Below are 21,393 nucleotides of genomic sequence, written 5' to 3' on the forward strand. Positions count from 1 at the left end.
AGCGTTCGTCCTGAGCCAGGATCAAACTCTCCGTTGAAATCTATATGTCAACCATCCGAAGACAGTGAACAGACAAAACGAAAAACGATCCATTGCAATCAGAAACAAATCAAACTGACTTGAATCCAGAAAAATTACAAAGGAATCCAACACGAATCAACGATGAACCAGACCCGCAAACCTCGAAGAGGCAAGCAAGCCTACTCACACCGAGACCCGTGAAGGGGGTTAATGCTAAATTTCGGCATTGACTTTCGGCACGCTGTTGAGTTCTCAAGAATCGGACGCTCACCGCGTCACAGACCTTGCGGCCAGGACTCCGGGGCAACCTGCGTTACTTTACCGGACCAGGACGACCGAGTCAAGACCCAGTTTTTTCTGATCCGCACCCCGCATCTGAAGCTACCGACCCGGATCAAAGACACGGTGCGGCTCAGCTAGTCTTGGGGGGTTCGGAGCGACCGGCCGCTCTCGCGTCCCGCACTCGCTCCAACAAGAAGAACATTACGTGGCTGCCAGGTGGCCGTCAAATCGGTTCCCGGTGGGCCGAATCACAGGGCTGTAATTTGCCTCCGGCACCGGCCACGTGCGATACGTCAGCCCTCGGCCGGCGAGGCCAGAACCCCTGCGAATGAACGCTTCCCGCGCCGGAGCACGAGCGCTCCCCCGGGCAGCATGTCCTCGCCACTCGGGACGTACTCGGGATCGCTGACCTTCACGTTGTTCAGGTACGCGCCACCTTCGGCGATCGTCCGCCGCGCCGCGGACTTGCTGGCGACCAGCTCGGAGAGCACCAGCAGGTCCGTGATGGTCGGCATCTGCTCGTCCGGCTTGAGCTCGTAGTGCGGCGCCTCCCGCAACGCTGCCACCAGCGTCGACCCCTGCAGAGCTTGCAGCTCCGACTGGCCGAACAGCGCCTTGGCCGCGAGCTTCACCTGCTCTGTCTCCCCCGCACCGTGCACCAGGGTCGTGACGTCCTCCGCCAGCAACCGCTGCGCCTCACGAGCATGTGGGCGCTCAGTAGTGGCCTCCTCGAGCGCAACGATCTCCTCCGCGGTACGGAACGTGTAGAACCGCACCAGTTGCATCACGTCGCGGTCATCGGTGTTGAACCAGAACTGGTAGAACGCGTACGGCGACGTCAGCTCCCGGTCGAGCCAGATGGTCCCCGACTCGGTCTTGCCGAACTTGGTGCCGTCCGCCTTGGTCACCAGCGGAGTGGCCAGCGCATGCGCCTTCCCCGCGTCCGACCGCCGGATCAGCTCGACCCCTGCGGTCAGGTTCCCCCACTGGTCGCTTCCACCGGTCTGCAAGGTGCACCCGTGGCGCCGGTACAGCTCCAGGTAGTCCAGCGACTGCAGCAGTACGTAGCTGAACTCGGTGTAGCTGATCCCCTGCTCCAGGCGGGCCTTCACTACCTCCCGGCCGAGCATCCGGTTCACCGGGAAGTGCTTGCCGATGTCCCGGAGGAAGTCGAGCGTGTTGAGGTCCTTGGTCCAGTCGTAGTTGTTGACCATCCGCGCCGGGTTCGGCAGCGACTCGTCGAAGTCGACGAACCGCTCCACCTGGCTGCGGACCTTCTCCACCCACTGCTGCACTAGGTCCTTGGGGTTCAGCACCCGCTCGGAGGACTCCTTGGGGTCACCGATCAGTCCGGTGGCGCCGCCGACCAGCCCGATCGGGTTGTGGCCGGCCAGCTGCAGCCGCCGGAGCGTCAGGAGTTGCAGCAGGTTCCCCATGTGCAGGCTGGGCGCGGTCGGGTCGAACCCGACGTACGAGGTGATCGGTCCGGCGGCCATCGACGCACGGAGCGCGTCCGGGTCGGTGGAGTGCGCGATCAGGCCACGGCTCTCCAGGTCGTCGAGCACCTGGGTGCGGCGTGCGGTCTCGCTGTCGGTCACTTGGTCTCTCCTCGAGTCACGTCAGATCACCACAAGTGTCCTGTACCTGCTCCGGCGAGCGGGCGTCGGGTCAGCTCGCCTCGGGCCGGGACAGTACTGCGCGCAACTGCGCGACCAGCGCGTGTCCATCCGGCCCGTGCACGGTAGCGGCCGTCGGACGGTGGGGATCGTGAGCACCGGGGTCCTGGTTAGGTACCGGCAGACCGTGGGACAGCACCTGCTCGGCAGGGGTCAGCTGGCGGATGCCGATGGCCCGTACGTGATCTGGATGCGTCTGGGCGAAGTCGCCGTACAGCTGCGGGTCGTGCTGGCCGTCGTCCCCCACCAGCACCCACTTCACGTTCGGGAACTCGGTGGCCAGCCGGCGCAGCGCAGTGCGCTTGTGCTCCTGACCGCTGCGGAACCAGCCGGTGTTGGTCGGCCCCCAGTCGGTCATCAGCAGCGGGCCGGCTGGGTAGCCGTGCCGTTGGAGGAAGCGAGTCAGGGTCGGGGCTGTGTTCCAGGCGCCGGTAGACAGGTAGAACATCGGCGCACCCGAGTGGTCTGCCAGCAACTCGGCGTACATCTCCGCCATGCCCGGCACGACCCGGCGGGCCTGCTCCTCGCGGACGAAGGTGTTCCAGGCGGCGATCAGTGGTCGCGGCAGCATCGTCAGCATCACGGTGTCGTCGATGTCGCTGACCAGGCCGAAGGTGGCGTCCGGGTCGGGCACCACCACCTTCCCGCGCGCCTGCCGCTCGCCGTGCACGCCCAGGCTGATCTCATGCCAGCCAGGCGGCAGCGCCACCGGCACTGTCAGGTCGATGAAGCCGCCGCGGTCGGTAGTCGCCTCGAAGGTCTCGCCGGCCACAGTGATCGACACCTGTACGCCGGTAGCCGGCGCGGTGACGAATACGCGCCAGCCGCGCACCACCTGGTCCTCGTCGTACCGGGGCTGGTTGCGCGGGTCCCGGCTCAGCACGACGCGGGCCAGCACCCGGGTGAACTCCTGGGTGCCGTAGCCGACGTGCGGGATGATCCGCTCCCGCCAGCCGCGGCGGCGCAGGAGGACCCCGACGCCGACGTTGAACCAGTCCTCCAGACGGGAGGAGTAGTGCGGACGGGCCATGTCCGAAACCTACCCGCAGACGGGGCCTGTACGCGCACCAGGAGGACTGTCCCCGGCGACCTTTACAGTCTCGATATGACCCAGACCTCCGCTGCTCTCGGAATGTGCTTCCCCCGGACCTTCCCCGCCGCCCTGGTGGCCGATGTCGCCCGCCGTCTCGACGCCGGTGGCGCGGACGAGCTGTGGCTGATCGAGGACTGCTTCTACACAGCCGGCCCGTCCCTGGTCGCGACCGCACTGGCCAGTACCGAGCGGCTGACCTGTGGGCTCGGCATCGTGCCGGCAGTAGCCCGTACTGCCGCTGTCACGGCGATGGAGTTCGCCACTCTCGACGCACTGGCGCCTGGGCGGTTCCTGCCTGGCATCGGGCATGGTGTGCAGGAGTGGATGGGACAGATGGGCGTCCGGCCCAAGTCGCCGATGACTGCGCTCGAGGAGGTGACTACTGCGGTCACCCGGCTGCTGGCGGGCGAGAAGGTGACGATGGAGGGGCAGTACGTCGTACTGAAGGACGTGCAGCTGGATGCGCCGCCGACCACGCCGCCGCCGATCCTACTCGGGGTGCGGGGGCCCAAGTCGATGGCGCTGGCTGGACGTGTCGCGGGCGGGGTGGTGCTCGCTGAGCCTGCTACGCCGTCGTACGTGCGGGCCGCTGTCGAGCAGGCCGGGTCACCGGATGGGTTCGTGGTGGCTGTCTTCAGTGCGCTGTGTGTGCGGGCGGACCGGAAGTCGGCGTACGAGTGGTCGGCGCCGTGGCTGGAGTGGCAGATCGGGGACAAGAACCCGGCGCTCGCGACGATGCCGTTCTACGACGACCTGATCAAGCTGCACGCGGAGAAGGGCGTCGAGGGTCTGGTCGGGATGCCGCAGGACTGGTGGGCGGAGATCGGGCCGATCGGCACGCTGGACGATGCCGCGGCTCACATCGAGGCGCTGGAGGCGGCCGGAGTCCACCACATCGGGCTGTTCCCGGACCCTGAGGTTGAGCACGGGCTGCCTCAGCTGGACTACGTGCTGGAGCTCGCCAACCGCTAGCCGGTACTACGCTGCGCCGGGCTTGCCACGCTTCTTCGGCACGTGGGGTTTGTACGGCGAGACGGTGGGGTCGCCTGGGATCCAGAACCGCCAGGGCCGGTCGGCTGCTTCGCGGAGGCCGACCCGGGGGCCGCTGGCGACCTCACCGTCGTAGCCGTCCCCGGGTAGTAGCTGGATCGCTGAGCCACGGGCCAGCAGGTCCGTGTCGTTGTCGGCCCGGTCGATGCCCAATGCAACACAGAGCCGGGCAGGACCGCGAGCTAGATCGCGGTCCTGCTTTGCACGAGAAGCCGCCGGACGGGCTCGCGGCTCCGCCGCCTCGCCCCCGAGAGGGAAAGCGGAGGTGCCGGGCGTGGTGGTCGCGCTGCCGGAGGCGGGGGCTGGGGTGGTGGCGGGGGCTGGGATGGTGGCGGGCGCTGGGATGGTGGCGGGCGCTGGGATGGTGGCGGGCGCTGAGGTGGTGGCGGGCGCCGGGGTGGTGGCGGGGGCTGAGGTGGTGGCGGGGGCTGGAGTGGTGGCGGTGAGAGTGGGGGTGGTGAAGCCTCGGCGTTGGCGGGCGAGGTCGATGCCTTCGATGACTTCGCCGGCCCGGAACAAGACCGCGGACGGTTGGCCTTCTGGTCCTACGGCGATGTTCATGCAGTAGTGCATGCCGTACGTGAAGTAGACGTAGAGGTGGCCGGGTGGGCCGAACATGACTGCGTTGCGGGGGGTTTGGCCTCGGTAGGAGTGGGAGCCGGGGTCGTTGGGGCCGTCGTAGGCCTCGACCTCGGTGATCCGGACCGCGACCGTGCCCTCAGGAGTTGTCCGGCGGAGGATCATGCCAAGCAGCTTCGGCGCTACGTCCAGGACCGGGCCGGCCAGCAGAGTACGGCGTACAGGCATGGCGTGAACTCTAGGTCAGGGCCGCCCGTCAAGGTCCTGCCCTCCTAGGGCCGAAAGCCCCTGTCCGGTCTGTCGGTGACCGATGAGTATGCAGGGAGCTGGGACCGTTCGGGCCTGGCGGAAGCAAGTACAACCCACGGGGGCTTGTCCTATGGCATACGTACCGCAATCACCGCAGCTGGCTCAGCCACCGCTCGGTCCGCCACCCGGGCCGCCGAAGAAGAAGCACACCGCCCGCACCGTTGCGATCGTGATCGGATCCGTGTTCGTCCTGCTGGTCGGGATCGCGATGGCCTCGGGCGGCGGTGACAAGACCGACAGCGGGGCCACCAACCCGGCCAGTGCCGCCCCGAAGCCCGGCGCAGCCAAAGCCACCGCGCCGAAACCCCTCGCATCGGCCCCGGCCGCGAAGATCGCCTGCGCCGACCAGGACGACCGGTCGGCGCCGTGCACCGTGACGGTCGGCGCCGCGTTCGCGCTCGGCAAGCACCAGGTCCTGGCCGGGTGGACGATCCACGACTCCGGCTTCGGGATGACGATCAACGGCAAGGCGAAGAACATCAGCGACGACGCCTCCACCATGTTCGTCACGATCAAGTTCCTGCGCGGTGACGAGGTGATGGCGAACGTCATGTGTAACACCGGCGAGCTCGCCGCGGGACAGATCGAGGCGATGAACTGTCTGCCGGACGGTACCTACACGAAGAAGTTCGACAAGGTGACGGCCGAGGCCGCGTTCTAGTCATCTGCGGTGGCGCCCGCGGAGGGGCGGGCGCCGGTGCAGGTAGAGGGCTAGGCGAGGCGGTCCGCGTGCTCGAGGGCGCGGGAGCGGAGCTCGGCCAGTTGTTCGGTGACGCGGGCGGTTGCGGTGCCGCCGCGGCCGTTGCGGGAGGCAACCGATCCCTCGACGCTCAGTACGGTCCGAACCTCAGGGGTCAGCGCAGGGGAGATCGCGGCGAGGTCCTCGTCGGACAGGTCCCACAGTTCGATGCCGCGCTTCTCGCACTCCTGTACGCACGCGCCGGCCAGCTCGTGCGCGACACGGAACGGCACCTTCTGCTTCACCAGCCACTCGGCGATGTCGGTCGCCAGCGAGAAGCCCTGTGGCGCCAGCTCCTCCAGCCGCTCGGTGTTGAAGCGCAGCGTCCGGATCATCCCGGTGAACGCCGGCAGCAGCACCTCGAGCGTGTCCACGGAGTCGAAAACCGGCTCCTTGTCCTCCTGCAGGTCCCGGTTGTACGCGAGCGGCTGCGCCTTCAGCGTCGCGAGCAACCCGGTCAGGTTGCCGATCAGCCGGCCGGACTTGCCCCGCGCAAGCTCGGCGATATCCGGGTTCTTCTTCTGCGGCATGATCGAGGACCCGGTCGAGTACGCGTCGTCGAGCTGGACGAAACCGAACTCCTTCGTCGCCCAGATGATCACCTCTTCGGCCTGCCGCGACAGGTCGATGCCGATCTGCGCACATACGAAAGCGAATTCCGCGACGAAGTCCCGAGCCGCCGTCCCGTCGATCGAGTTCGCCGACGAGTTCGTGAAACCCAGCTCGTGAGCCACGAAAACAGGATCCAACCCGAGCGTGCTGCCGGCCAGCGCGCCTGACCCGTACGGCGAGTCGGCCGCAACCCGGCGATCCCAGTCGGCCAGCCGGTCGAGGTCGCGGATCAGCGGCCAGGCATGCGCCAGTAGGTGATGCGACAACAGCACCGGCTGCGCGTGCTGGAAGTGGGTCCGGCCCGGCATGGCCACACCGAGGTGCTTCTCGGCCTGCTCGGCCAGAGTGTTCACCTGGTCGAGCACGAGTCCACTGATGATCCGCCCGTGGTCGCGCAGGAAGCTCTTGAACAGCGTGGCCACCTGGTCGTTCCGCGACCGCCCGGCCCGCAGCCGCCCACCCAGCTCGGCGCCGAGCCGCTCCACCAGCCCGCGCTCGAGCGCCGTGTGCACGTCCTCGTCCGCCTCGGCCGCGACAAAAGCACCGGACAGTACGTCAGCCAGCAGCTCGTCGAGCCCGGCGAGCATCTTGGTGAGATCCTCGTCGGTTAGCAGCCCCGCGCGGTGCAGCACCTTCGCGTGCGCCTTCGACCCGGCGATGTCGTAGGGCGCCAGCACCCAGTCGAACTGCGTCGACTTGCTCAACGCCGCCAGCGCGTCAGCCGGCCCACCCGCGAACCGCCCGCCCCACAGGGCCGCGCTCTCACCTTTATCCGTGCTCACATCAACATCCTCTCAACAGATCTCATTTGCCGAAGGTCCCGGCCCACTCGCGAGCCGTCCCCTCGTTGTAGGGGCGACTGAACCCACAGCTCCACGCGGTCTGTACGCCGCCAATCACCTGACCACTGACCAGCAACCGGCTGCCTACCTCGAAGTACAGGCCTTCCTCGGTACTGCCCGCTGCTGTCTGCGGATCAACCGGCCCAGGCACCAAGATCTGCACCTGTTCGGCAGGGCCGGCCTTGTACCAGTGGCCCACCTTGAAGGTCACCAGCGTGTAGTGCTGGCGGATGAACAGACTAGGCCCGTCCCCTGGCTCCTCGATGGTCAGCACTGTTCCGTCGAAGGCGAAGGCTTGCTTCCGTAGCCACTCCCCCTCGGGCGCGGCTACGCAAGACGCCGCTCCACCGCTGCGATAGCTAGGCGTCGGCGCAGTTGGCTGGTTGCCTGCCACCGGCGGCGTCTCCTGCTGCGAACCTGAGACCACTGCACCAACTACTGCAAGCACTGCCACCCCGGCGGCTATGCCCATCGCCATCACAGGAGTCCGGCGCCGCGTCGGGGCGGCCTGCCGTACTGCCGCCTGGGCGCGGGCCAGTGTCTCCGCGCTAGGTGGCGGTACTTCGCCAGCAGCAACAAGTGTGTCCAGGTAGTCGGTCATGAGTCGGCTCCAAGCTTGTGGTCGGTGGTCTCGTCCACTACTTGCGTCGAGTCACCCAGCCGTTCGTCCATTCGTTGCCGTGCGCGGTGGAGGCGGGAGCGGGCGGTCCCTGCAGGGATACCGAGCACCTGCCCAGCTTCGGACGGGGTCAGCTGCTCCCAGGCGACCAGGAGCAGCAGTTCGCGCTCCACCGCGGGCAGTGAGCGGAGAGCCTCTCGTAAAGCAGGGACCAGAGCAGCAGCATCCAGGCGAGCGTCCACTGCGGCTGTCTCATCAACAGCACGGTCAGCCCGCGTCAGTACGGTCCGCAGCCGGCGCCGCCGGTAGTAGCTGTGCAGTACGTGCCGTGCGATCCCGAAGAGCCAGCCGCGCACACTGCCCAGCTCCGGGTCAAAACCGCTCCGCCCACTGAAAGCCGCCAGCCACACGTCGGCCAGCAGGTCGTCTGCGACCTGTGTCGTCGAGCGCCGACTCAGGTAGGCGTGTAGGTCGGCACTGTGCTGATCCACCAACCTCTCGAAATCCATCCCGCCCCCTCCTGAGCCGCCCGCCGCGGACCGCTCGCCAGTACTTCGCACGAGGGGCTGGAGCGTTCGCGGCTACTTGGCCTCGCTGCGGGCGGCCAGGCTTAGGAACCGGGCTGCCAGGGCCTCTCCCCCGGTCGGGTGGCGCGAGACGACCATGACGGTGTCGTCGCCGGCGATGGTGCCGAGTACGTCGTCCAGTCCCACGTGGTCGATCGCCGACGCGAAGTACTGGGCCGCACCCGGCGGGGTTCGCAGGATGACCAGGTTGGCGCTGCCCTCGGCCGAGACGAGCAGCTCGGAGGCTACCCGGCCGAGCCGCTGCTCGAAGGCTGCGGCCTCCCCGGCTCGCGGCGTACGGTCGCCGCCTTCGCCTGGTACGGCGTAGACGAGCTGGCCGGCCGAGTCGCGGACCTTGACCGCGCCGATCTCCACCAGGTCACGCGACAAGGTGGCCTGGCCGACGACGAGCCCGGCGTCGGCGAGCAGGTCGGCCAGCTCGGTCTGCGAGCGGACCGGTTGCCGGCCGAGCAGGTCGACGATCCGCTGCTGACGCGCGGTCTTGGTGGTCGGTACGGCGAGATTCATGCGCTGAAGTTCCTTGCCAGCAGCCACGACAGCAGCGCCTTCTGCGCGTGCAGCCGATTCTCTGCCTCGTCCCAGACGACAGATTGTGGCCCATCGAGCACCGCCGCCTCGATCTCCTTGCCCCGGTACGCCGGCAGACAATGCAACACGATCGCGTCGCTGGCCGCCTTGGCAAGAAGTTGCTCGGTCACCGCATACGGTACGAAAGGCGCCTCCCGCAGGGCTGCCTCGGCCTCCTGCCCCATCGAGACCCAGGTGTCGGTGGCAACGACATCGGCACCCGCCACAGCCTCCGACGGATCGGAGGTCCACAAAGCAGAACCACCCGTGACCGACCCGATCTCCACCGCCTTGGCGAGCACAGCGGCATCAGGCTGGTACTCCGCCGGCGAGCCGATCACCACCTGCATGCCGGCCGTCACCCCGCCGAGCAGGTAGGAGTGAGCCATGTTGTTGGAGCCATCACCGAAGTAGGCAAGCTTCAGTCCGGCGGTCGACCCCTTGTGCTGCCGGACGGTCAACAGGTCGGCGAGGATCTGGCACGGGTGGAACTCGTCGGTCAGCGCATTGATCACCGGCACCCGCGAGGCAGCCGCCATCTCCTCGATCCGGGTCTGCCCGGACGTCCGCCAGACGATCGCGCCGACCTGCCGATCGAGCACCCGGGCCGTGTCGGCGATCGGCTCGCCGCGACCCAGCTGCGAGGACTGCGCGTCGATGATCAGCGGCACGCCACCGAGCTCGGCGATCCCGACCGCGAACGAGATCCGGGTCCGGGTCGAAGCCTTGTCGAAGATCACCGCGACGGTCTGCGGACCGCTCAGCGGCTGATGCCCAAAACGATCGGTGGTCAACTGCTGAGCCAGGGTCAGAACCTCGTCCTGCTCGACTGGGCTCAGGTCGTCGTCGCGCAGGAAATGCCTGGTCACGGGACCTCCACCTGGTCAAGCAGCGCGGGCAGGGCCGCGACGAAGCTGTCGGCGTCAGCTTTGCTCAGGATGTACGGCGGTGCCAAGCGCAACGCGTCGGGGATCGGGTTGTTGATGATGAACCCGGCCTCCAGTGCCAGCGCGGCGATCTGGTCGGACACCGGCGCCGTCAGCTCGATCGCGAGCAGCAGCCCGCGGCCGCGTACCCCGGCGATCAGCGGATGCCCGAGCGCCTCGACCGACGACGCGAGATGGTTGCCGATGGCACTGACATTGGCGAGCAGCCCGTCGCGCTCGATCACCGTCAGCACCGCGAGCCCGGCGATCGCGGCGACCGGGTTGCCACCGAAAGTCGTACCGTGGTTGCCCGGCTGCAGCAGATCGGCAGCAGCACCGAAGCCGAGACAGGCGCCGATCGGTATGCCCGCGCCAAGCCCCTTCGCCACCGTGACGATGTCGGGCGAGATCCCCTCGGCCTGGAAGGCGAACCAGTCGCCCGTCCGCCCGACGCCGGTCTGGATCTCGTCGATCCAGAGCAGCGCGCCATGCTCGGAGGTGATCCGTCGCGCCTCGGCCAGGTAGCCGGCAGGCGGTACGACGACGCCGTTCTCGCCCTGGATCGGTTCGAGCACCACGGCCGCGGTCTGGTCGTCGACCGCAGCGGCGAGCGCGGCCGCGTCGCCGTACGGGACGAAAGTGACGTCACCCGGCAGCGGCGCGAACTGCTCCCGGTACGCCGGCTTCCAGGTGATCGCGAGCGCGCCCATCGTCCGCCCGTGGAAGGCCCCGACCGTCGAGACGATCTTGGTCCGGCCGGTCTTGCGGGTGATCTTGAAGGCCGCCTCGTTCGCCTCGGTGCCCGAGTTGGTGAAGAAGACCTTGCCCGGAGCATCGAAGAGCGACAGCAGCCTCTCGGCCAGCGCGACCTGCGGCGCGGAGGCGAAGAAGTTGGAGACGTGACCGAGGGTCGCGAGCTGACTGGTGACGGCCGAGACGACGAACGGGTGCGCGTGGCCGAGGCAGTTCACCGCGAGCCCGCCGAGCAGGTCGAGATACTTCTTGCCGTCCGCATCCCACAGGTAAGCGCCTTCGCCGCGGACGAGCACGCGCTTGGGAGCGCCGAAGGTGTTCATCAGGGACTGCGAGTAGCGCTCGGCGAGGGCGCTCTGCGTGCCGTCGACGGTGAGCAGTTCGGTCATGAGGGGATCACCTGGGTTCCACTTCCGGCGTCGGTGAAGATCTCGAGCAACAGCGAGTGCGGCACCCGGCCGTCGATGACGGTCGCCCGGGAGACGCCGGACTGGACCGCGCGCAGGCAGGCCTCCATCTTCGGCACCATTCCGGACGCCAGCGACGGCAGCAGCTCGGCCAGTTCGGCGGCGTCGATCTGGGTGATGATCTCCTCGCTCTCCGGCCAGTTCCGGTAGAGGCCGGCGACATCGGTCAGTACGACGAGCTTGGACGCCCCCAGCGCGACCGCCAGGGCCGAGGCCGCGGTGTCGGCGTTCACGTTGTGCGCCAGGCCGTCCTCGTCCGGAGCGATCGTGGAGACGACCGGGATCCGGCCGGCGTCGATCAGGTCGATGACCGCTTCGGGCCGGACGTCGACGACGTCCCCGACCAGGCCGATGTCGACCGACTCACCGTCGACGATCGCGCCCCGCCGCTCCGCGGTGAACAGCCCCGCGTCCTCGCCGGACATCCCGACCGCGAACGGCCCGTGCGCGTTCAGCAGCCCGACAAGCTCACGGCCGACCTTGCCCACCAGGACCATGCCGACCACGTCCATCGCCTCGGGTGTTGTCACCCGCAGCCCGCCGCGGAACTCGCTGTCGATGCCGAGCCGCTGCAGCATGTCGCTGATCTGCGGCCCGCCGCCGTGCACGACGACCACCCGTACGCCGCAGTGCCGAAGAAAAACGATGTCGGAGGCGAACGCCTGCTTCAGCTCGTCGTCGACCATGGCGTTGCCGCCGTACTTGACCACGATCGTCTTGCCGTGGAACTCCTTCAGCCAGGGCAGCGCCTCGGTCAGTACGGCGGCCTTCTCGACCGCATGCGCCTGGCTGGTCTCGATCAAACGTGTCGTCATGGTCATGAGGAGTACGCCGAGTTCTCTTCTACGTACGCGTGCGACAAATCCGTCGTCAGTACCGTCGCCGACGCCGACCCCGCGTGCAGGTCGATCACCACGTCGATCTCCAGGCCGCTGAGGTCGGCCTCGGACCGGTCGACGCCCTTGCCGCCGGCGACGCAGATCGCCGCGCCGTTCAGGGTGATGTCGAGCAGCGCCGGGTCGAAGGCGGTCGGCGCGTTGCCGACGGCCATCGCGATCCGGCCCCAGTTCGGGTCGGAGGCGAAGAAGGCGGTCTTGCAGAGGTTGTCCTCGGCAACGACCTTGGCGGCGGCGACCGCCTCGGCCTCGGTGGCCGCGTTCTGCACGGTGATGCTGACGTGCTTGGTGACGCCCTCGGCATCGGCCTGCAGTTGCTTGACGAGATCCGCGGCAAGTGCGGTGAGCGCCACCTCGAACTCGTCGGCCGGCACCTTGACGCCGGACGCGCCCGAGCTGAGCAGCAGGACGGTGTCGTTGGTCGACGTGCCGCCGTCCACGTCCAGCCGGTTGAAGGTCTTGCCGACCGCGTTGCGGAGTACGTGGTCGAGGTGCGGCTGGTCGACGATCGCGTCGGTGGTGATGACCGAGAGCATGGTCGCCATGTTCGGCGCGCACATGCCGGCGCCCTTGGCGAAGCCGCCGATGCTCCAGCCGTCCGCGTGCTTGAGGACAGCCTGCTTCGGCACGTTGTCCGTCGTCATCACCGCAGTCGCGGCCGACAGGCTGTGCTCAGGCGTGTCGCCCAAGGCATCGACCACGGACTTCAGCCCGGGCAGCAGCTTGTCCATCGGCAGCCGCTCGCCGATCAGACCGGTCGAGCAGACGCCGATCTCACCGGCGCCGACTCCGAGGATCGCGGCCAGTTCCTCGGCGGTCTTGTGGGTGTCCTGGAATCCCTCCGGGCCGGTGCACGCGTTGGCGCCGCCCGAGTTGAGCACGACGGCCTTGAGCTTCCCAGCGGTCAGCACCTGCTGTGACCACAGGACCGGCGCGGCCTTCACTTTGTTCGTGGTGAAGACGCCGGCGGCAGCGTCGTACGGGCCGTCGTTGACGACCACGGTGAGGTCCGGCTTGCCGGCGGGCTTGATGCCCGCGATCACCCCGGCCGCGCGGAAGCCGGCCGGCGCGGTGACTCCGGCGCTCCGATCGACTTGGTGCTGCACGGTTGCGGTCACGGGGCTACTCCTACGAGGGGAAGGGCCAGCGTCTCGTCGAGACCGGCGGCCAGGTTCATGCACTGCACGGCGGCGCCGGCAGTGCCCTTGGTGAGGTTGTCCATCGCGGCCACGATCACAGCGCGGCCGGTCCGCTGGTCCAGCGTGACCTGCAGCTGAACGGTGTTGGCGCCGAGGGTCGCCTGCGTCTGCGGCCACTGCCCCTCCGGCATCAGGTAGATGAATGGCTCGTCCTTGTATGCCGCTTCGTAGGCTGCGCGCAACTGCTCAGCCGTGGTGCCCGAGGTGACCGGCGCGCTGCAGGTAGCGAGGATGCCGCGAGCCATCGGCGCTAGTACCGGCGTGAAGGAAACAGAGACCGCTGCGTCGGTGACCGCGCTGAGGTTCTGCTCGATCTCGGGCGTGTGCCGGTGGACGCCGCCGACGCCGTACGCCGCCGCCGAACCCATCACTTCCGCGCCATGCAGATTCGGCTTCGGCGCCTTGCCCGCTCCCGACGTCCCGCTCACCGCGACCACCACCAGTTGGCCCGGGTCGACAAGACCGCCCTGTACTGCGGGAAGCAGGGCAAGGGTCGAAACGGTGGGATAACACCCCGGTACCGCGACCCGGTTCGTCCCGCGGAGCTTCTCCCGTTGACCGGGCAGCTCGGGCAGACCGTAGGGCCAGTGACCGGCGTGCTTGCCACCGTAGAACTCCACCCACGCCTCCGCCTCGACCAACCGGAAGTCCGCGCCGCAGTCGATCACGGTGACTGTGTTGTCAAGAGCGCCGAGCTGCGCTGAGATCTCGGCGGACTGCCCATGTGGAAGGGCCAGAAACACCACGTCGTGACCCGCCAGCGTCTCCGCGGAGGTCTCGAGCAGGATGCGCCCGGCCAAAGGCAGGAGGTGTGGGTGGTGGACGCCCAGCGCGGTACCGGCGCTGCCGCCCGCCGTGAGTGCGCCGATCTCGACTTCTGGATGCACCGAGAGCAGCCTCAGCAGCTCTCCCCCGGCGTACCCACTGGCTCCAGCCACCGCGACCGTCAAACTCATGTGAATGAGTATGTCAGATACCGCATTATTATCCAACCCTGAAGATCGGTAGTTCCACTCAAGCGCACCGGGCCGCGGCTGGCCAGGATCATCGGTATGAACAGTGACCGAGGGTCAGCGGTACGCGAGATGGAGGATCGCCGGACGGCGAACAGCTTCCTGGTCTTCCTCGGCTGGGTCGGCATCCAACTGGCCGGCTATGCACTGCTGGTGCTGTCGGCCTCCGACGCCTCCCCGGTGAACTGCAGCGGCCTGTGCTTCAGCTCGCGCGGCAGCCTGGTGCTGATCGGCGTGGTGTACGTCTTCCCGCTGGTACTCGGCCAGGTGATCGTCGGGATGCTGCTCACGGTCGCGTACAACCGCAAGCAGCTGAGCTCGCTCGCCACGGGCAGCGCCTCGTTCTTCACCACCTTCGCGGTCGTCCTGCTCATCTGCGGTGCGCTGGCCGTGGCGAACCTGTCCCACATGTGACTGGGTCATGTCACGAACCATCCGCCGTCCCGTGTCCGGAGGGATGACACGGAAACGAGGAAGGATGGCCCGCGTGAGGACTGATGAGGAGTTGGCGGCGGAGTTCGACGAGCATCGGGCGGTGCTGGTCGGGGCGGCGTACCGGGTGGTGGGGAGTGTCGTCGACGCGGAGGACGTCGTCCAGGAGACGTGGTTGCGGTGGTCTGCCGCGGACCGGGAGGACGTACGGGATGTCCGCGCCTACCTGATCCGGATCACGTCCCGGCTCGCGCTCAATCGGTTGCGGCAGCAGAAGACCCGGCGGGAGCAGTACGTCGGGCCGTGGCTGCCCGAGCCGATCATGTCGACCCGCGACGCGGACGACCCGGCAGTCGTGGCGGAGGTCGCCGACTCGGTGTCGATGGCGATGCTCGTCGTACTGGAGACGCTTTCACCGTTGGAGCGGGCGGCGTTCGTACTGCGCGAGGTGTTCGACCTGCCGTTCGGGGAGATCGCCAACACGCTGGGCCGGTCCGAGGCGGCGGTACGGCAGCTCGCTCATCGGGCGCGGGAACATGTGAGCGCCCGGCAGCCCCGGCATCAGGTCGACAAGGCCCGGCATCTGGAGGTGACCAATCAGTTCCTCTCGGCGGCCTGGTCGGGTGATCTCGACGGGATGGTCTCGTTGCTCGCACCGGACGTCGTGCTGGTCAGCGACGGCGGCGGCAAGAAGCAGGCCGCGATCCGGCCGCTGCGCACCCCGGACAAGATCTCCCGGTGGACGATCGCGCTGCTCGCGCCCGGTCAGCCCGCGCGGGATTTCGTGCTCCGGATGATGGTGCTCAACGGCGAGAACGCGTTCGTCTTCTACGACGGCGACGAGGTCGACAGCGCCGGCTTCTTCGACTTCGACGAGACCGGCCGGATCAGCCAGATCTACATCGTCCGCAACCCCGACAAACTCACCGACATCCCCCGCCTCAGCGAGCTCGGCTGATCGCGGGGGTTGACTTTCTGACTACGTAGACACATTCTGACTACGCAGTCAGACCGGCTGCCTGGCATACCGTGAGGGCTCTATGAGCGAGGCGAAACCGGCACCGGAGGGCAGTCGTACGCGCCGTCCCGGCAGCACGGACGTCGCCCGGCTGGCCGGGGTCTCGCAGAAGACCGTCTCCCGGGTGCTGAACGACGAGCCGTACGTCAAGGAAGAGGTCCGGCTCCGGGTGCAGGCCGCCATGCGCGAGCTCGGCTACCGCCGCAACGACGCGGCCCGCGCCCTCAACTCCGGCAAGACCCGGCGGATCGGCGTGGTCAGCCTCGGTACGGCGCTGTTCGGCCCGTCGACCCAGCTGGTGACCATCGAACGTGCACTGCGTGGTACCGGCTACTCGCTGAGCATGGTCAACACCTTCGAAGGCGACGCCGGGGGTGTCGTCGGCGCCATCGACGTCCTGCTCGCGCAGGGCGTGGACGGCCTCATCCTCGCCGAGCCGATCGACGAGGGTGACGACCAGCTGATCGAGCTCGAGATCCCGGTCCTCACCTTCGGGCGCTTCCCCGGACTCAGCGCCCGGCCGTTGATGTCCACCGGCGGTGACGGAGTTCGCGCCGCCCGGGAGGCGACCGAGCACCTGCTCGGCCTCGGGCACCGGACCGTCTGGCATGTCGCCGGCCCGCAACGCTGGTGGGCCGCGCAGGACCGACTCAAGGGTTGGCGGCAGGCTCTGGCCGCTGCCGGCGCCCCCGAACCACCTGTCCTGCAAGGCGACTGGCTACCGGCCTCCGGCTATGCGGCCGGGCGGGAACTGGCCGGCAACGACGAGGTGACTGCGATCTTCGTCGCCAACGACGAGATGGCCATCGGTGTGCTGCGCGCGCTCACCGAGGCCGGCCGCGCAGTGCCTGACGACGTCAGCATCGTCGGCTTCGACGACATCCCGACCGCGGCGTTCCTGACGCCACCGCTCACCACCATCCCGCAGGACTTCGACGTGCACGTCGCCCGCGGGATCACGAACCTCATCACGGAGATCGAGTCGCCCACCGGTGACCGCTCCCCCGCTCCGGAGCCACCACCGCTCCGGCTGGTCACCCGTCACTCCACCGGCCCCGCCCGCACGGCGTCCTGACCGTCCCGCACTCACCACACCGCAGTACCTAACCCACTGAGCCTTCCGGGCGCTGGGCCGATGCTCCGCGCCCAGGCACCCTCCTTCTACCATTGGAGAAACCACCGTGCAGAAGCGTGTGCTCTTCGGAGCTGCGTACTACCACGAGTACCAGCCGCACGAGCGGCTCGAGCAGGATCTCGACCTGATGGCCGCGGCCCGGTTCTCGGTGATCCGGGTCGGCGAGTCGGTCTGGTCCACCTGGGAGCCGGAGAACGGGCGGTTCGACCTCGACTGGCTGCAGCCGGTCCTCGACGGCGCGCACGCCCGTGGCATCGGCGTACTGCTGGGCACCCCGACGTACGCCGTACCGCCGTGGCTGGTCCGGCTCTACCCGGAGATCGCGGGTGAGCGGAAGACCGGGCAGCGGATCGGTTGGGGTGCCCGGCAGGAGGTCGACTTCACCCACCCGGGCTTCCTCTTCCACGCGGAGCGGGTGATCCGCCAGATCATCGGCCGCTACGCCGACCACCCGGCGGTGCTCGGCTTCCAGGTCGACAACGAGCCGGGCAACGAGTTGCTCCACAACCACGGGGTGTTCCAGCGGTTCGTGGACCGGCTGCGGCACAAGTACGGCGACGTCCAGACGCTCAACGACGAATGGGGCCTCGTCTACTGGTCACACCGGCTGTCGGACTGGGCGGACCTGTGGACACCGGACGGCAATGTCCAGCCGCAGTACGACGTCGCCTGGCGGCAGTTCCAGGCCGATCTGACGACCGAGTTCATCGGCTGGCAGGCCGACATCGTCCGCGAGTACGCCCGCCCGGACCAGTTCGTCACCACCTGCATCTCCTATGACCGTCCTGCCGTGGCCGACGACGACCTGGTCCGCCGGCTCGACGTGACAGCGGGCAACCCGTACTACGCGATGCAGGACGGGCTCCTCCAACCCCCGGCGAGTTCGGCCTACCAGAGCTGGCCCACCACAGGGACCTGGGCGCTCTACCTCAGCGCGGACCGGCTGTACTCGTCCCAGCAACGCCCGTTCCTCGTCACCGAGACGAACGCGAACTCCATCGGCGCCCCCTGGGACAACCAGCCGGCGTACGACGGTCAATGGCGGCAGGCGGCGTGGGCACTCATCTCACGCGGGGCGAAGATGATCGAGTACTGGCACTGGCACACCCTGCACTTCGGGACGGAGACGTACTGGGGTGGCGTCCTCCCCCACAGTGGTCTCCCCGGCCGTACGTACCAGGAGGTCGCCCAGTTGGGCGCCGAGTTGGAGGCGGCCGGCTCGCTGGTGGTCGACCTGACGCCTGACAGCGACGTGACGATGCTGTACTCGCTGCCGAGCAAGTGGCTGATGCAGAAGTACCCGCCGCTGTCGCGGGAGGACGGCGGCCCGGATCACAGCTCGTACCACGGTCTCTTCGATCCCTTCTATCGTGGAGCGTTCGAGGCGGGTCTGCAGGTGCGTGTGCTCCATGCCAGCCAGTTCACCGGCGCCGATGCGGTCGCACAGCACCCAGTGCTCGTCGTACCGGGGCTATATCTGGCTGACGACGCCTTGCTGGAGCAGTTGGTCGCGTACGCCGCAGCCGGTGGCCACCTGGTCGTCGGGCCGCGCACTGGGTACGCCGACGAGGAGGCGCGGGCCCGCACCGCCACCATGCCCGCCGGTCTCGCACAAGCGGCAGGAGTCGCGTACGACGAGTACAGCAACCTCAGCGCAGATCTGCCCGTGACGGGCGTAGGTCTGGAGCTTGGCGACGACGCTGCGGCCACTCGATGGGCGGATGGATTACGGGTCGACGGTGCCGAGGTACTGGCGGGCTACGACCATCCCCACTTCGGACGATGGCCTGCGATAACCACCCGCGCGCACGGCTCCGGCCGGATCACCTACGTGGGTACGGTTCCCAACCCCGCGCTGGCCGCTGCCCTGTTCCGGTGGATCCAGCCCGCGGCTTGGACCGGACTGCCGGCCAGTGTGAGCGTCACCTCCGCCACCACCGCGGACGGGCAACGTCTCGTGTTCGTCCACAACTGGTCGTGGGACGCCGTCACCATCGACCTACCGCATGCCGTTCACGACGTACTCGCGGCCGCCACGACAGAGGACAAACTCACTCTCGGGCCCTGGGACGTCCGGGTTCTGCTCGACCCGCCGCACTGACGGCAACTCTCGACACTGGCTCCCAGGTCCCCCGCCTCAGCCAACTGCCCGGGTGACGGGTTGTTCCGGTGAGCGGAACGCGCGCTGGTCATGACAGGAACCCGCTCCTAGGTTTCCCGGCATGACCAGCACAGACAGTTCCGGGCCACGCATCCTGATCGGCGCCAGCGGTTCGGCCGCCGTGATGATGCTGCCGCTGTACCTCGGCGCGCTGCGGGCTCACCTCGGCGGCACCTATACCGTGCTCATGACGCACACCGCGGCCACCTTCCTCCCGCCGGACAGCGTGCGGCTGCTCGCCGAGCGGGTGGTGAGCGGGGAGGCCCCCGCCGACTGGCCGGCCGACAATCACGCCCGTCTGGCGGCCGAGCACGACATCTTGGCGGTGCTGCCGGCCACGGCGAACATCCTGTCCCTCGCCGCCGCCGGCGCCGCCCCGAACCGGCTGGCCGCCACCATCCTGGCCGCCGAGTTCCCGATCGTTCACTTCCCGTCGATGAACAGCGCCATGTGGGCCAAACCCGCCGTGGCCCGCAACATCGCGCAACTCCGCGCGGACGGCCAGCACGTGATCGACCCGGTCAGGACCGACCGGTACGACGTCGGCGCGGCCCGCACGCTGAACGATCCGGGTCTGCCGCCTCCCCCTGCGGTGGCCCAGAAGGTCGCGGAGCTGCTCGGCTAGCACTGGGTACGCTCGGTCAGGTGAAACCTGCCGGGGTGATCCACCATGCCTTCGCCCTCCTCCGGGCGCTGAACGACGGCCCACAGCCCGTCGGCGTCTCGGAGCTGGCCCAACGGGCGGGCCTGCCGAAGACGACCGCCCACCGGCTGCTGCTGCAGCTCGAGGCCGAGGGCGCGGTCGAACGGCACGGCCGCCAATGGGGCACGGGTGCTGCGCTGCACGGGCTGGCCAGGCGAACCGGCCCACCGCCGGCGTTCGTGGACTTCCTCCACCCGCGCCTGCAGATGCTTGCCGAGGGCACCGGTGCTTCACTGTTCCTGTCGGTCGCCAGTGCTGGAACCGTCCAGGTCGTCGATCAGTTCAACGGCTCGCAGCTGATCGATCGCGTTCCCGCGCAGACATCCAGCCAGCCGCTGCAACACCCCGGATCGGTGATCTGGAAGGCGCTGCGGGAAGGCCTGGCGACCACCGAGCGCGGGGCGGTTCACCCGGCCGTCTCCTGTATCGGAACGGTCCTCGGGCTGCCCTCCGGCGAGACCGCCGTACTTTCTCTCGCGTTGCCGAGTGACCGGGCGATCGACCGCTTCAAGCCGGCCCTCGACCGCTGCGCTTCGGCCATCGGCAGAGAAGCTCTGAAGATCTCCCGCCGGCAGTACTGGGCCGCCTGGTCACCGCAGGTAGCCGGCGATCGCCTTCGCGCAGGCAAGTGACTCGGTACTTCCGGTGTCGACCTCGACGTCATAGCTGACTCCTCGGTGCACCAGCTCTGCCTGCGAGGCTGCCATCCCACCGACCCGATCACCCCGCGCGATCTCGCGGCCCGCGGCGATCTCGGGGGCGCAGCGCACGCCGACCCACAGCACTTCCAGGCCGGCCAGCTGGGTGCGCACCCGCTGCTGCGAGGCGGCTCCGCTGAGGAAGACGTCGTCGAAGATGATGCGTGCTCCGGCTCGTGCCATCGCGGCGACGCCGGCCATCCACGCCGCCTCGATCTCGCGGAAGCCGGCGCCGACCTCGACCTCGCCGCCCGAGCCGAACGCGATCCCCGAGCCCGAATCCAGCAGCCCGGGCGGCAGCGCGTCGACCAGGTCGTCGACGCCGAGGCTGATCCACGGCTGCGGCAGGACCGCCTTCAGACAACGCGCGATCCCGGTCTTCCCGGAGCTGGACCCGCCGTTCAACACGATGACTTGAGTGGACACCCGGCCGATTGTGCCAGCTAGGCTTCCTGCAAGTCAGTCGCATTTAGGGAGGCAGTGGTGGAGTACAGGGTGATCGATCCGGAAGCGGTCTCGGACCCGGAGTTGCGGGCCGATCTGCTGGACACGTGGATCGCTGCCACCGACGCGGGCGGGAGCGTCGGGTTCACCGCGCCGGCTCCGGTGCACCTGGTCGCCGAGACGCTCGACCTCGCGCTCGAGCGAGTTGCCGCGGGCAAGGACCTGCTCGGTGTCCTGCACAACGGCGACCGGCACGTCGGCATGGGACTGCTCGTGAGCAAGGACAGCGCGCTCAACCTCCACTGGCGCACGGTGCTCCGCGTCATGGTGCATCCGAAGTACCAGGGTGATGGCGCGGGCCGCCTGCTGATGAACGGGCTACGGCAATCCGCAGTCGAGCTCGGGCTGGAGCAGTTGCAGCTGACCATCCGCGACGGGAACAGCCTGGAGGAGTTCTACGGCAAGCTCGGCTACCGGGTCGTCGGCAGCCACCCGCGCGCAGTACGGGTCGCCGACGACGACTACCGCGACGAACTGATGCTGGTCACCGACCTGTAGTAGAGCCGGGCCAC

Annotated in this window: 22 protein-coding genes; 9 read left to right on the plus strand and 13 right to left on the minus strand. The window is 68.3% G+C overall.

Features of this window, described 5'->3' with window-relative positions; all coding sequences use genetic code 11:
• Positions 1-596: 596 nt before the first annotated feature.
• Together tyrS and ACIA12_RS29550 are read right to left on the minus strand one after the other, a co-directional pair.
• Positions 597-1,901: a tyrosine--tRNA ligase gene (tyrS, locus tag ACIA12_RS29545; RefSeq protein WP_396370442.1), complete on the minus strand. Its 1,305-nt coding sequence runs from the start codon at positions 1,899-1,901 to the stop codon at positions 597-599.
• A 70-nt stretch (positions 1,902-1,971) separates the two neighbouring features.
• Complete coding sequence (locus ACIA12_RS29550) at positions 1,972-3,009, minus strand: App1 family protein (protein WP_396370443.1); 1,038 nt, start codon at positions 3,007-3,009, stop codon at positions 1,972-1,974.
• A gap of 75 nt (positions 3,010-3,084) precedes the next feature.
• Here ACIA12_RS29550 and ACIA12_RS29555 point away from each other — a divergent pair, with 75 nt between their 5' ends.
• Positions 3,085-4,044, plus strand: a complete 960-nt coding sequence (locus ACIA12_RS29555; RefSeq protein ID WP_396370444.1) for an LLM class flavin-dependent oxidoreductase — start codon at positions 3,085-3,087, stop codon at positions 4,042-4,044.
• Between the two features lie 6 nt (positions 4,045-4,050).
• Here ACIA12_RS29555 and ACIA12_RS29560 read toward each other — a convergent pair whose 3' ends face one another.
• Positions 4,051-4,929 carry a DNA-3-methyladenine glycosylase gene (locus ACIA12_RS29560; RefSeq protein ID WP_396370446.1) on the minus strand — a complete coding sequence of 293 codons (879 nt, stop codon included), beginning with the start codon at positions 4,927-4,929 and terminating at the stop codon, positions 4,051-4,053.
• Between the two features lie 250 nt (positions 4,930-5,179).
• Between ACIA12_RS29560 and ACIA12_RS29565 the strand changes: the two genes are divergently transcribed.
• Positions 5,180-5,671 carry a hypothetical protein gene (locus tag ACIA12_RS29565; RefSeq protein WP_396370447.1) on the plus strand — a complete coding sequence of 164 codons (492 nt, stop codon included), beginning with the start codon at positions 5,180-5,182 and terminating at the stop codon, positions 5,669-5,671.
• A gap of 50 nt (positions 5,672-5,721) precedes the next feature.
• Here the strand turns inward: ACIA12_RS29565 and argH are convergent, their stop codons facing one another.
• The 9 genes from argH to argC form a co-directional block, all read right to left on the minus strand.
• The gene (argH, locus tag ACIA12_RS29570; RefSeq protein ID WP_396370448.1) at positions 5,722-7,143 is read right to left on the minus strand and encodes an argininosuccinate lyase; all 1,422 of its coding nucleotides are present in this window, start codon (positions 7,141-7,143) and stop codon (positions 5,722-5,724) included.
• Between the two features lie 22 nt (positions 7,144-7,165).
• A complete protein-coding gene (locus ACIA12_RS29575; protein ID WP_396370449.1) occupies positions 7,166-7,804 on the minus strand; it encodes a hypothetical protein in 639 nt (212 codons plus the stop codon).
• Positions 7,801-8,331, minus strand: coding sequence for an RNA polymerase sigma factor (locus ACIA12_RS29580; protein WP_396370450.1), 531 nt, complete (start codon positions 8,329-8,331; stop codon positions 7,801-7,803). The genes ACIA12_RS29575 and ACIA12_RS29580 overlap by 4 nt, the downstream gene beginning before the upstream one ends.
• 72 nt (positions 8,332-8,403) lie before the next feature.
• On the minus strand, positions 8,404-8,916 hold the full coding sequence (locus ACIA12_RS29585) for an arginine repressor (protein WP_396370451.1): 513 nt from the start codon (positions 8,914-8,916) through the stop codon (positions 8,404-8,406).
• Positions 8,913-9,845, minus strand: a complete 933-nt coding sequence (argF, locus tag ACIA12_RS29590) for an ornithine carbamoyltransferase (protein ID WP_396370452.1) — start codon at positions 9,843-9,845, stop codon at positions 8,913-8,915. Before argF ends, ACIA12_RS29585 begins: the two co-directional genes overlap by 4 nt.
• A complete protein-coding gene (locus ACIA12_RS29595; RefSeq protein ID WP_396370453.1) occupies positions 9,842-11,044 on the minus strand; it encodes an acetylornithine transaminase in 1,203 nt (400 codons plus the stop codon). The genes argF and ACIA12_RS29595 overlap by 4 nt, the downstream gene beginning before the upstream one ends.
• Positions 11,041-11,943: an acetylglutamate kinase gene (argB, locus tag ACIA12_RS29600; RefSeq protein WP_396370454.1), complete on the minus strand. Its 903-nt coding sequence runs from the start codon at positions 11,941-11,943 to the stop codon at positions 11,041-11,043. Before argB ends, ACIA12_RS29595 begins: the two co-directional genes overlap by 4 nt.
• Positions 11,940-13,136 carry a bifunctional glutamate N-acetyltransferase/amino-acid acetyltransferase ArgJ gene (gene argJ / locus ACIA12_RS29605; RefSeq protein ID WP_396370455.1) on the minus strand — a complete coding sequence of 399 codons (1,197 nt, stop codon included), beginning with the start codon at positions 13,134-13,136 and terminating at the stop codon, positions 11,940-11,942. Before argJ ends, argB begins: the two co-directional genes overlap by 4 nt.
• Positions 13,133-14,173, minus strand: a complete 1,041-nt coding sequence (gene argC / locus ACIA12_RS29610; RefSeq protein ID WP_396370456.1) for an N-acetyl-gamma-glutamyl-phosphate reductase — start codon at positions 14,171-14,173, stop codon at positions 13,133-13,135. Before argC ends, argJ begins: the two co-directional genes overlap by 4 nt.
• A 96-nt stretch (positions 14,174-14,269) precedes the next feature.
• On the opposite strand from argC, the gene ACIA12_RS29615 reads away from it, so the two are divergent.
• The 6 genes from ACIA12_RS29615 to ACIA12_RS29640 all read left to right on the plus strand — a co-directional run bounded on the left by ACIA12_RS29615 (position 14,270) and on the right by ACIA12_RS29640 (position 20,311).
• A complete protein-coding gene (locus tag ACIA12_RS29615; RefSeq protein ID WP_396370457.1) occupies positions 14,270-14,644 on the plus strand; it encodes a hypothetical protein in 375 nt (124 codons plus the stop codon).
• A 73-nt stretch (positions 14,645-14,717) separates the two neighbouring features.
• Positions 14,718-15,620 carry an RNA polymerase sigma factor SigJ gene (gene sigJ / locus ACIA12_RS29620; RefSeq protein WP_396370458.1) on the plus strand — a complete coding sequence of 301 codons (903 nt, stop codon included), beginning with the start codon at positions 14,718-14,720 and terminating at the stop codon, positions 15,618-15,620.
• An 82-nt stretch (positions 15,621-15,702) separates the two neighbouring features.
• Complete coding sequence (locus tag ACIA12_RS29625) at positions 15,703-16,755, plus strand: LacI family DNA-binding transcriptional regulator (protein WP_396370459.1); 1,053 nt, start codon at positions 15,703-15,705, stop codon at positions 16,753-16,755.
• Between the two features lie 106 nt (positions 16,756-16,861).
• Positions 16,862-18,916: a beta-galactosidase gene (locus ACIA12_RS29630; protein WP_396370460.1), complete on the plus strand. Its 2,055-nt coding sequence runs from the start codon at positions 16,862-16,864 to the stop codon at positions 18,914-18,916.
• 121 nt (positions 18,917-19,037) lie between these two features.
• On the plus strand, positions 19,038-19,601 hold the full coding sequence (locus tag ACIA12_RS29635) for a flavoprotein (RefSeq protein ID WP_396370461.1): 564 nt from the start codon (positions 19,038-19,040) through the stop codon (positions 19,599-19,601).
• Between the two features lie 20 nt (positions 19,602-19,621).
• On the plus strand, positions 19,622-20,311 hold the full coding sequence (locus tag ACIA12_RS29640; RefSeq protein ID WP_396370462.1) for a helix-turn-helix domain-containing protein: 690 nt from the start codon (positions 19,622-19,624) through the stop codon (positions 20,309-20,311).
• On the opposite strand, the gene cpt is transcribed toward ACIA12_RS29640, so the two are convergent.
• Positions 20,270-20,803, minus strand: a complete 534-nt coding sequence (gene cpt / locus ACIA12_RS29645; RefSeq protein ID WP_396370463.1) for a chloramphenicol phosphotransferase CPT — start codon at positions 20,801-20,803, stop codon at positions 20,270-20,272. The two genes, ACIA12_RS29640 and cpt, sit on opposite strands and share 42 nt — an antisense overlap.
• Before the next feature lie 57 nt (positions 20,804-20,860).
• On the opposite strand from cpt, the gene ACIA12_RS29650 reads away from it, so the two are divergent.
• The gene (locus ACIA12_RS29650; protein WP_396370464.1) at positions 20,861-21,379 is read left to right on the plus strand and encodes a GNAT family N-acetyltransferase; all 519 of its coding nucleotides are present in this window, start codon (positions 20,861-20,863) and stop codon (positions 21,377-21,379) included.
• The last annotated feature ends 14 nt before the right edge of the window (positions 21,380-21,393 follow it).

The sequence above is a fragment of the Kribbella sp. NPDC051620 genome (assembly GCF_044453825.1).
GTDB lineage: Bacteria > Actinomycetota > Actinomycetes > Propionibacteriales > Kribbellaceae > Kribbella.

What these genes read in the sequence shown, in the direction of transcription:
- ACIA12_RS29550 (WP_396370443.1), bottom strand. Translation starts at nt 3,009, where the DNA reads ATGGCCCGTCCGCACTACTCCTCCCGTCTGGAGGACTGGTTCAACGTC.
- ACIA12_RS29625 (WP_396370459.1), top strand. Translation starts at nt 15,703, where the DNA reads ATGAGCGAGGCGAAACCGGCACCGGAGGGCAGTCGTACGCGCCGTCCC.
- ACIA12_RS29635 (WP_396370461.1), top strand. Translation starts at nt 19,038, where the DNA reads ATGACCAGCACAGACAGTTCCGGGCCACGCATCCTGATCGGCGCCAGC.
- argC (WP_396370456.1), bottom strand. Translation starts at nt 14,173, where the DNA reads ATGAGTTTGACGGTCGCGGTGGCTGGAGCCAGTGGGTACGCCGGGGGA.
- ACIA12_RS29575 (WP_396370449.1), bottom strand. Translation starts at nt 7,804, where the DNA reads ATGACCGACTACCTGGACACACTTGTTGCTGCTGGCGAAGTACCGCCA.
- ACIA12_RS29555 (WP_396370444.1), top strand. Translation starts at nt 3,085, where the DNA reads ATGACCCAGACCTCCGCTGCTCTCGGAATGTGCTTCCCCCGGACCTTC.
- ACIA12_RS29580 (WP_396370450.1), bottom strand. Translation starts at nt 8,331, where the DNA reads ATGGATTTCGAGAGGTTGGTGGATCAGCACAGTGCCGACCTACACGCC.
- ACIA12_RS29595 (WP_396370453.1), bottom strand. Translation starts at nt 11,044, where the DNA reads ATGACCGAACTGCTCACCGTCGACGGCACGCAGAGCGCCCTCGCCGAG.
- argB (WP_396370454.1), bottom strand. Translation starts at nt 11,943, where the DNA reads ATGACCATGACGACACGTTTGATCGAGACCAGCCAGGCGCATGCGGTC.
- ACIA12_RS29585 (WP_396370451.1), bottom strand. Translation starts at nt 8,916, where the DNA reads ATGAATCTCGCCGTACCGACCACCAAGACCGCGCGTCAGCAGCGGATC.
- ACIA12_RS29615 (WP_396370457.1), top strand. Translation starts at nt 14,270, where the DNA reads ATGAACAGTGACCGAGGGTCAGCGGTACGCGAGATGGAGGATCGCCGG.
- ACIA12_RS29560 (WP_396370446.1), bottom strand. Translation starts at nt 4,929, where the DNA reads ATGCCTGTACGCCGTACTCTGCTGGCCGGCCCGGTCCTGGACGTAGCG.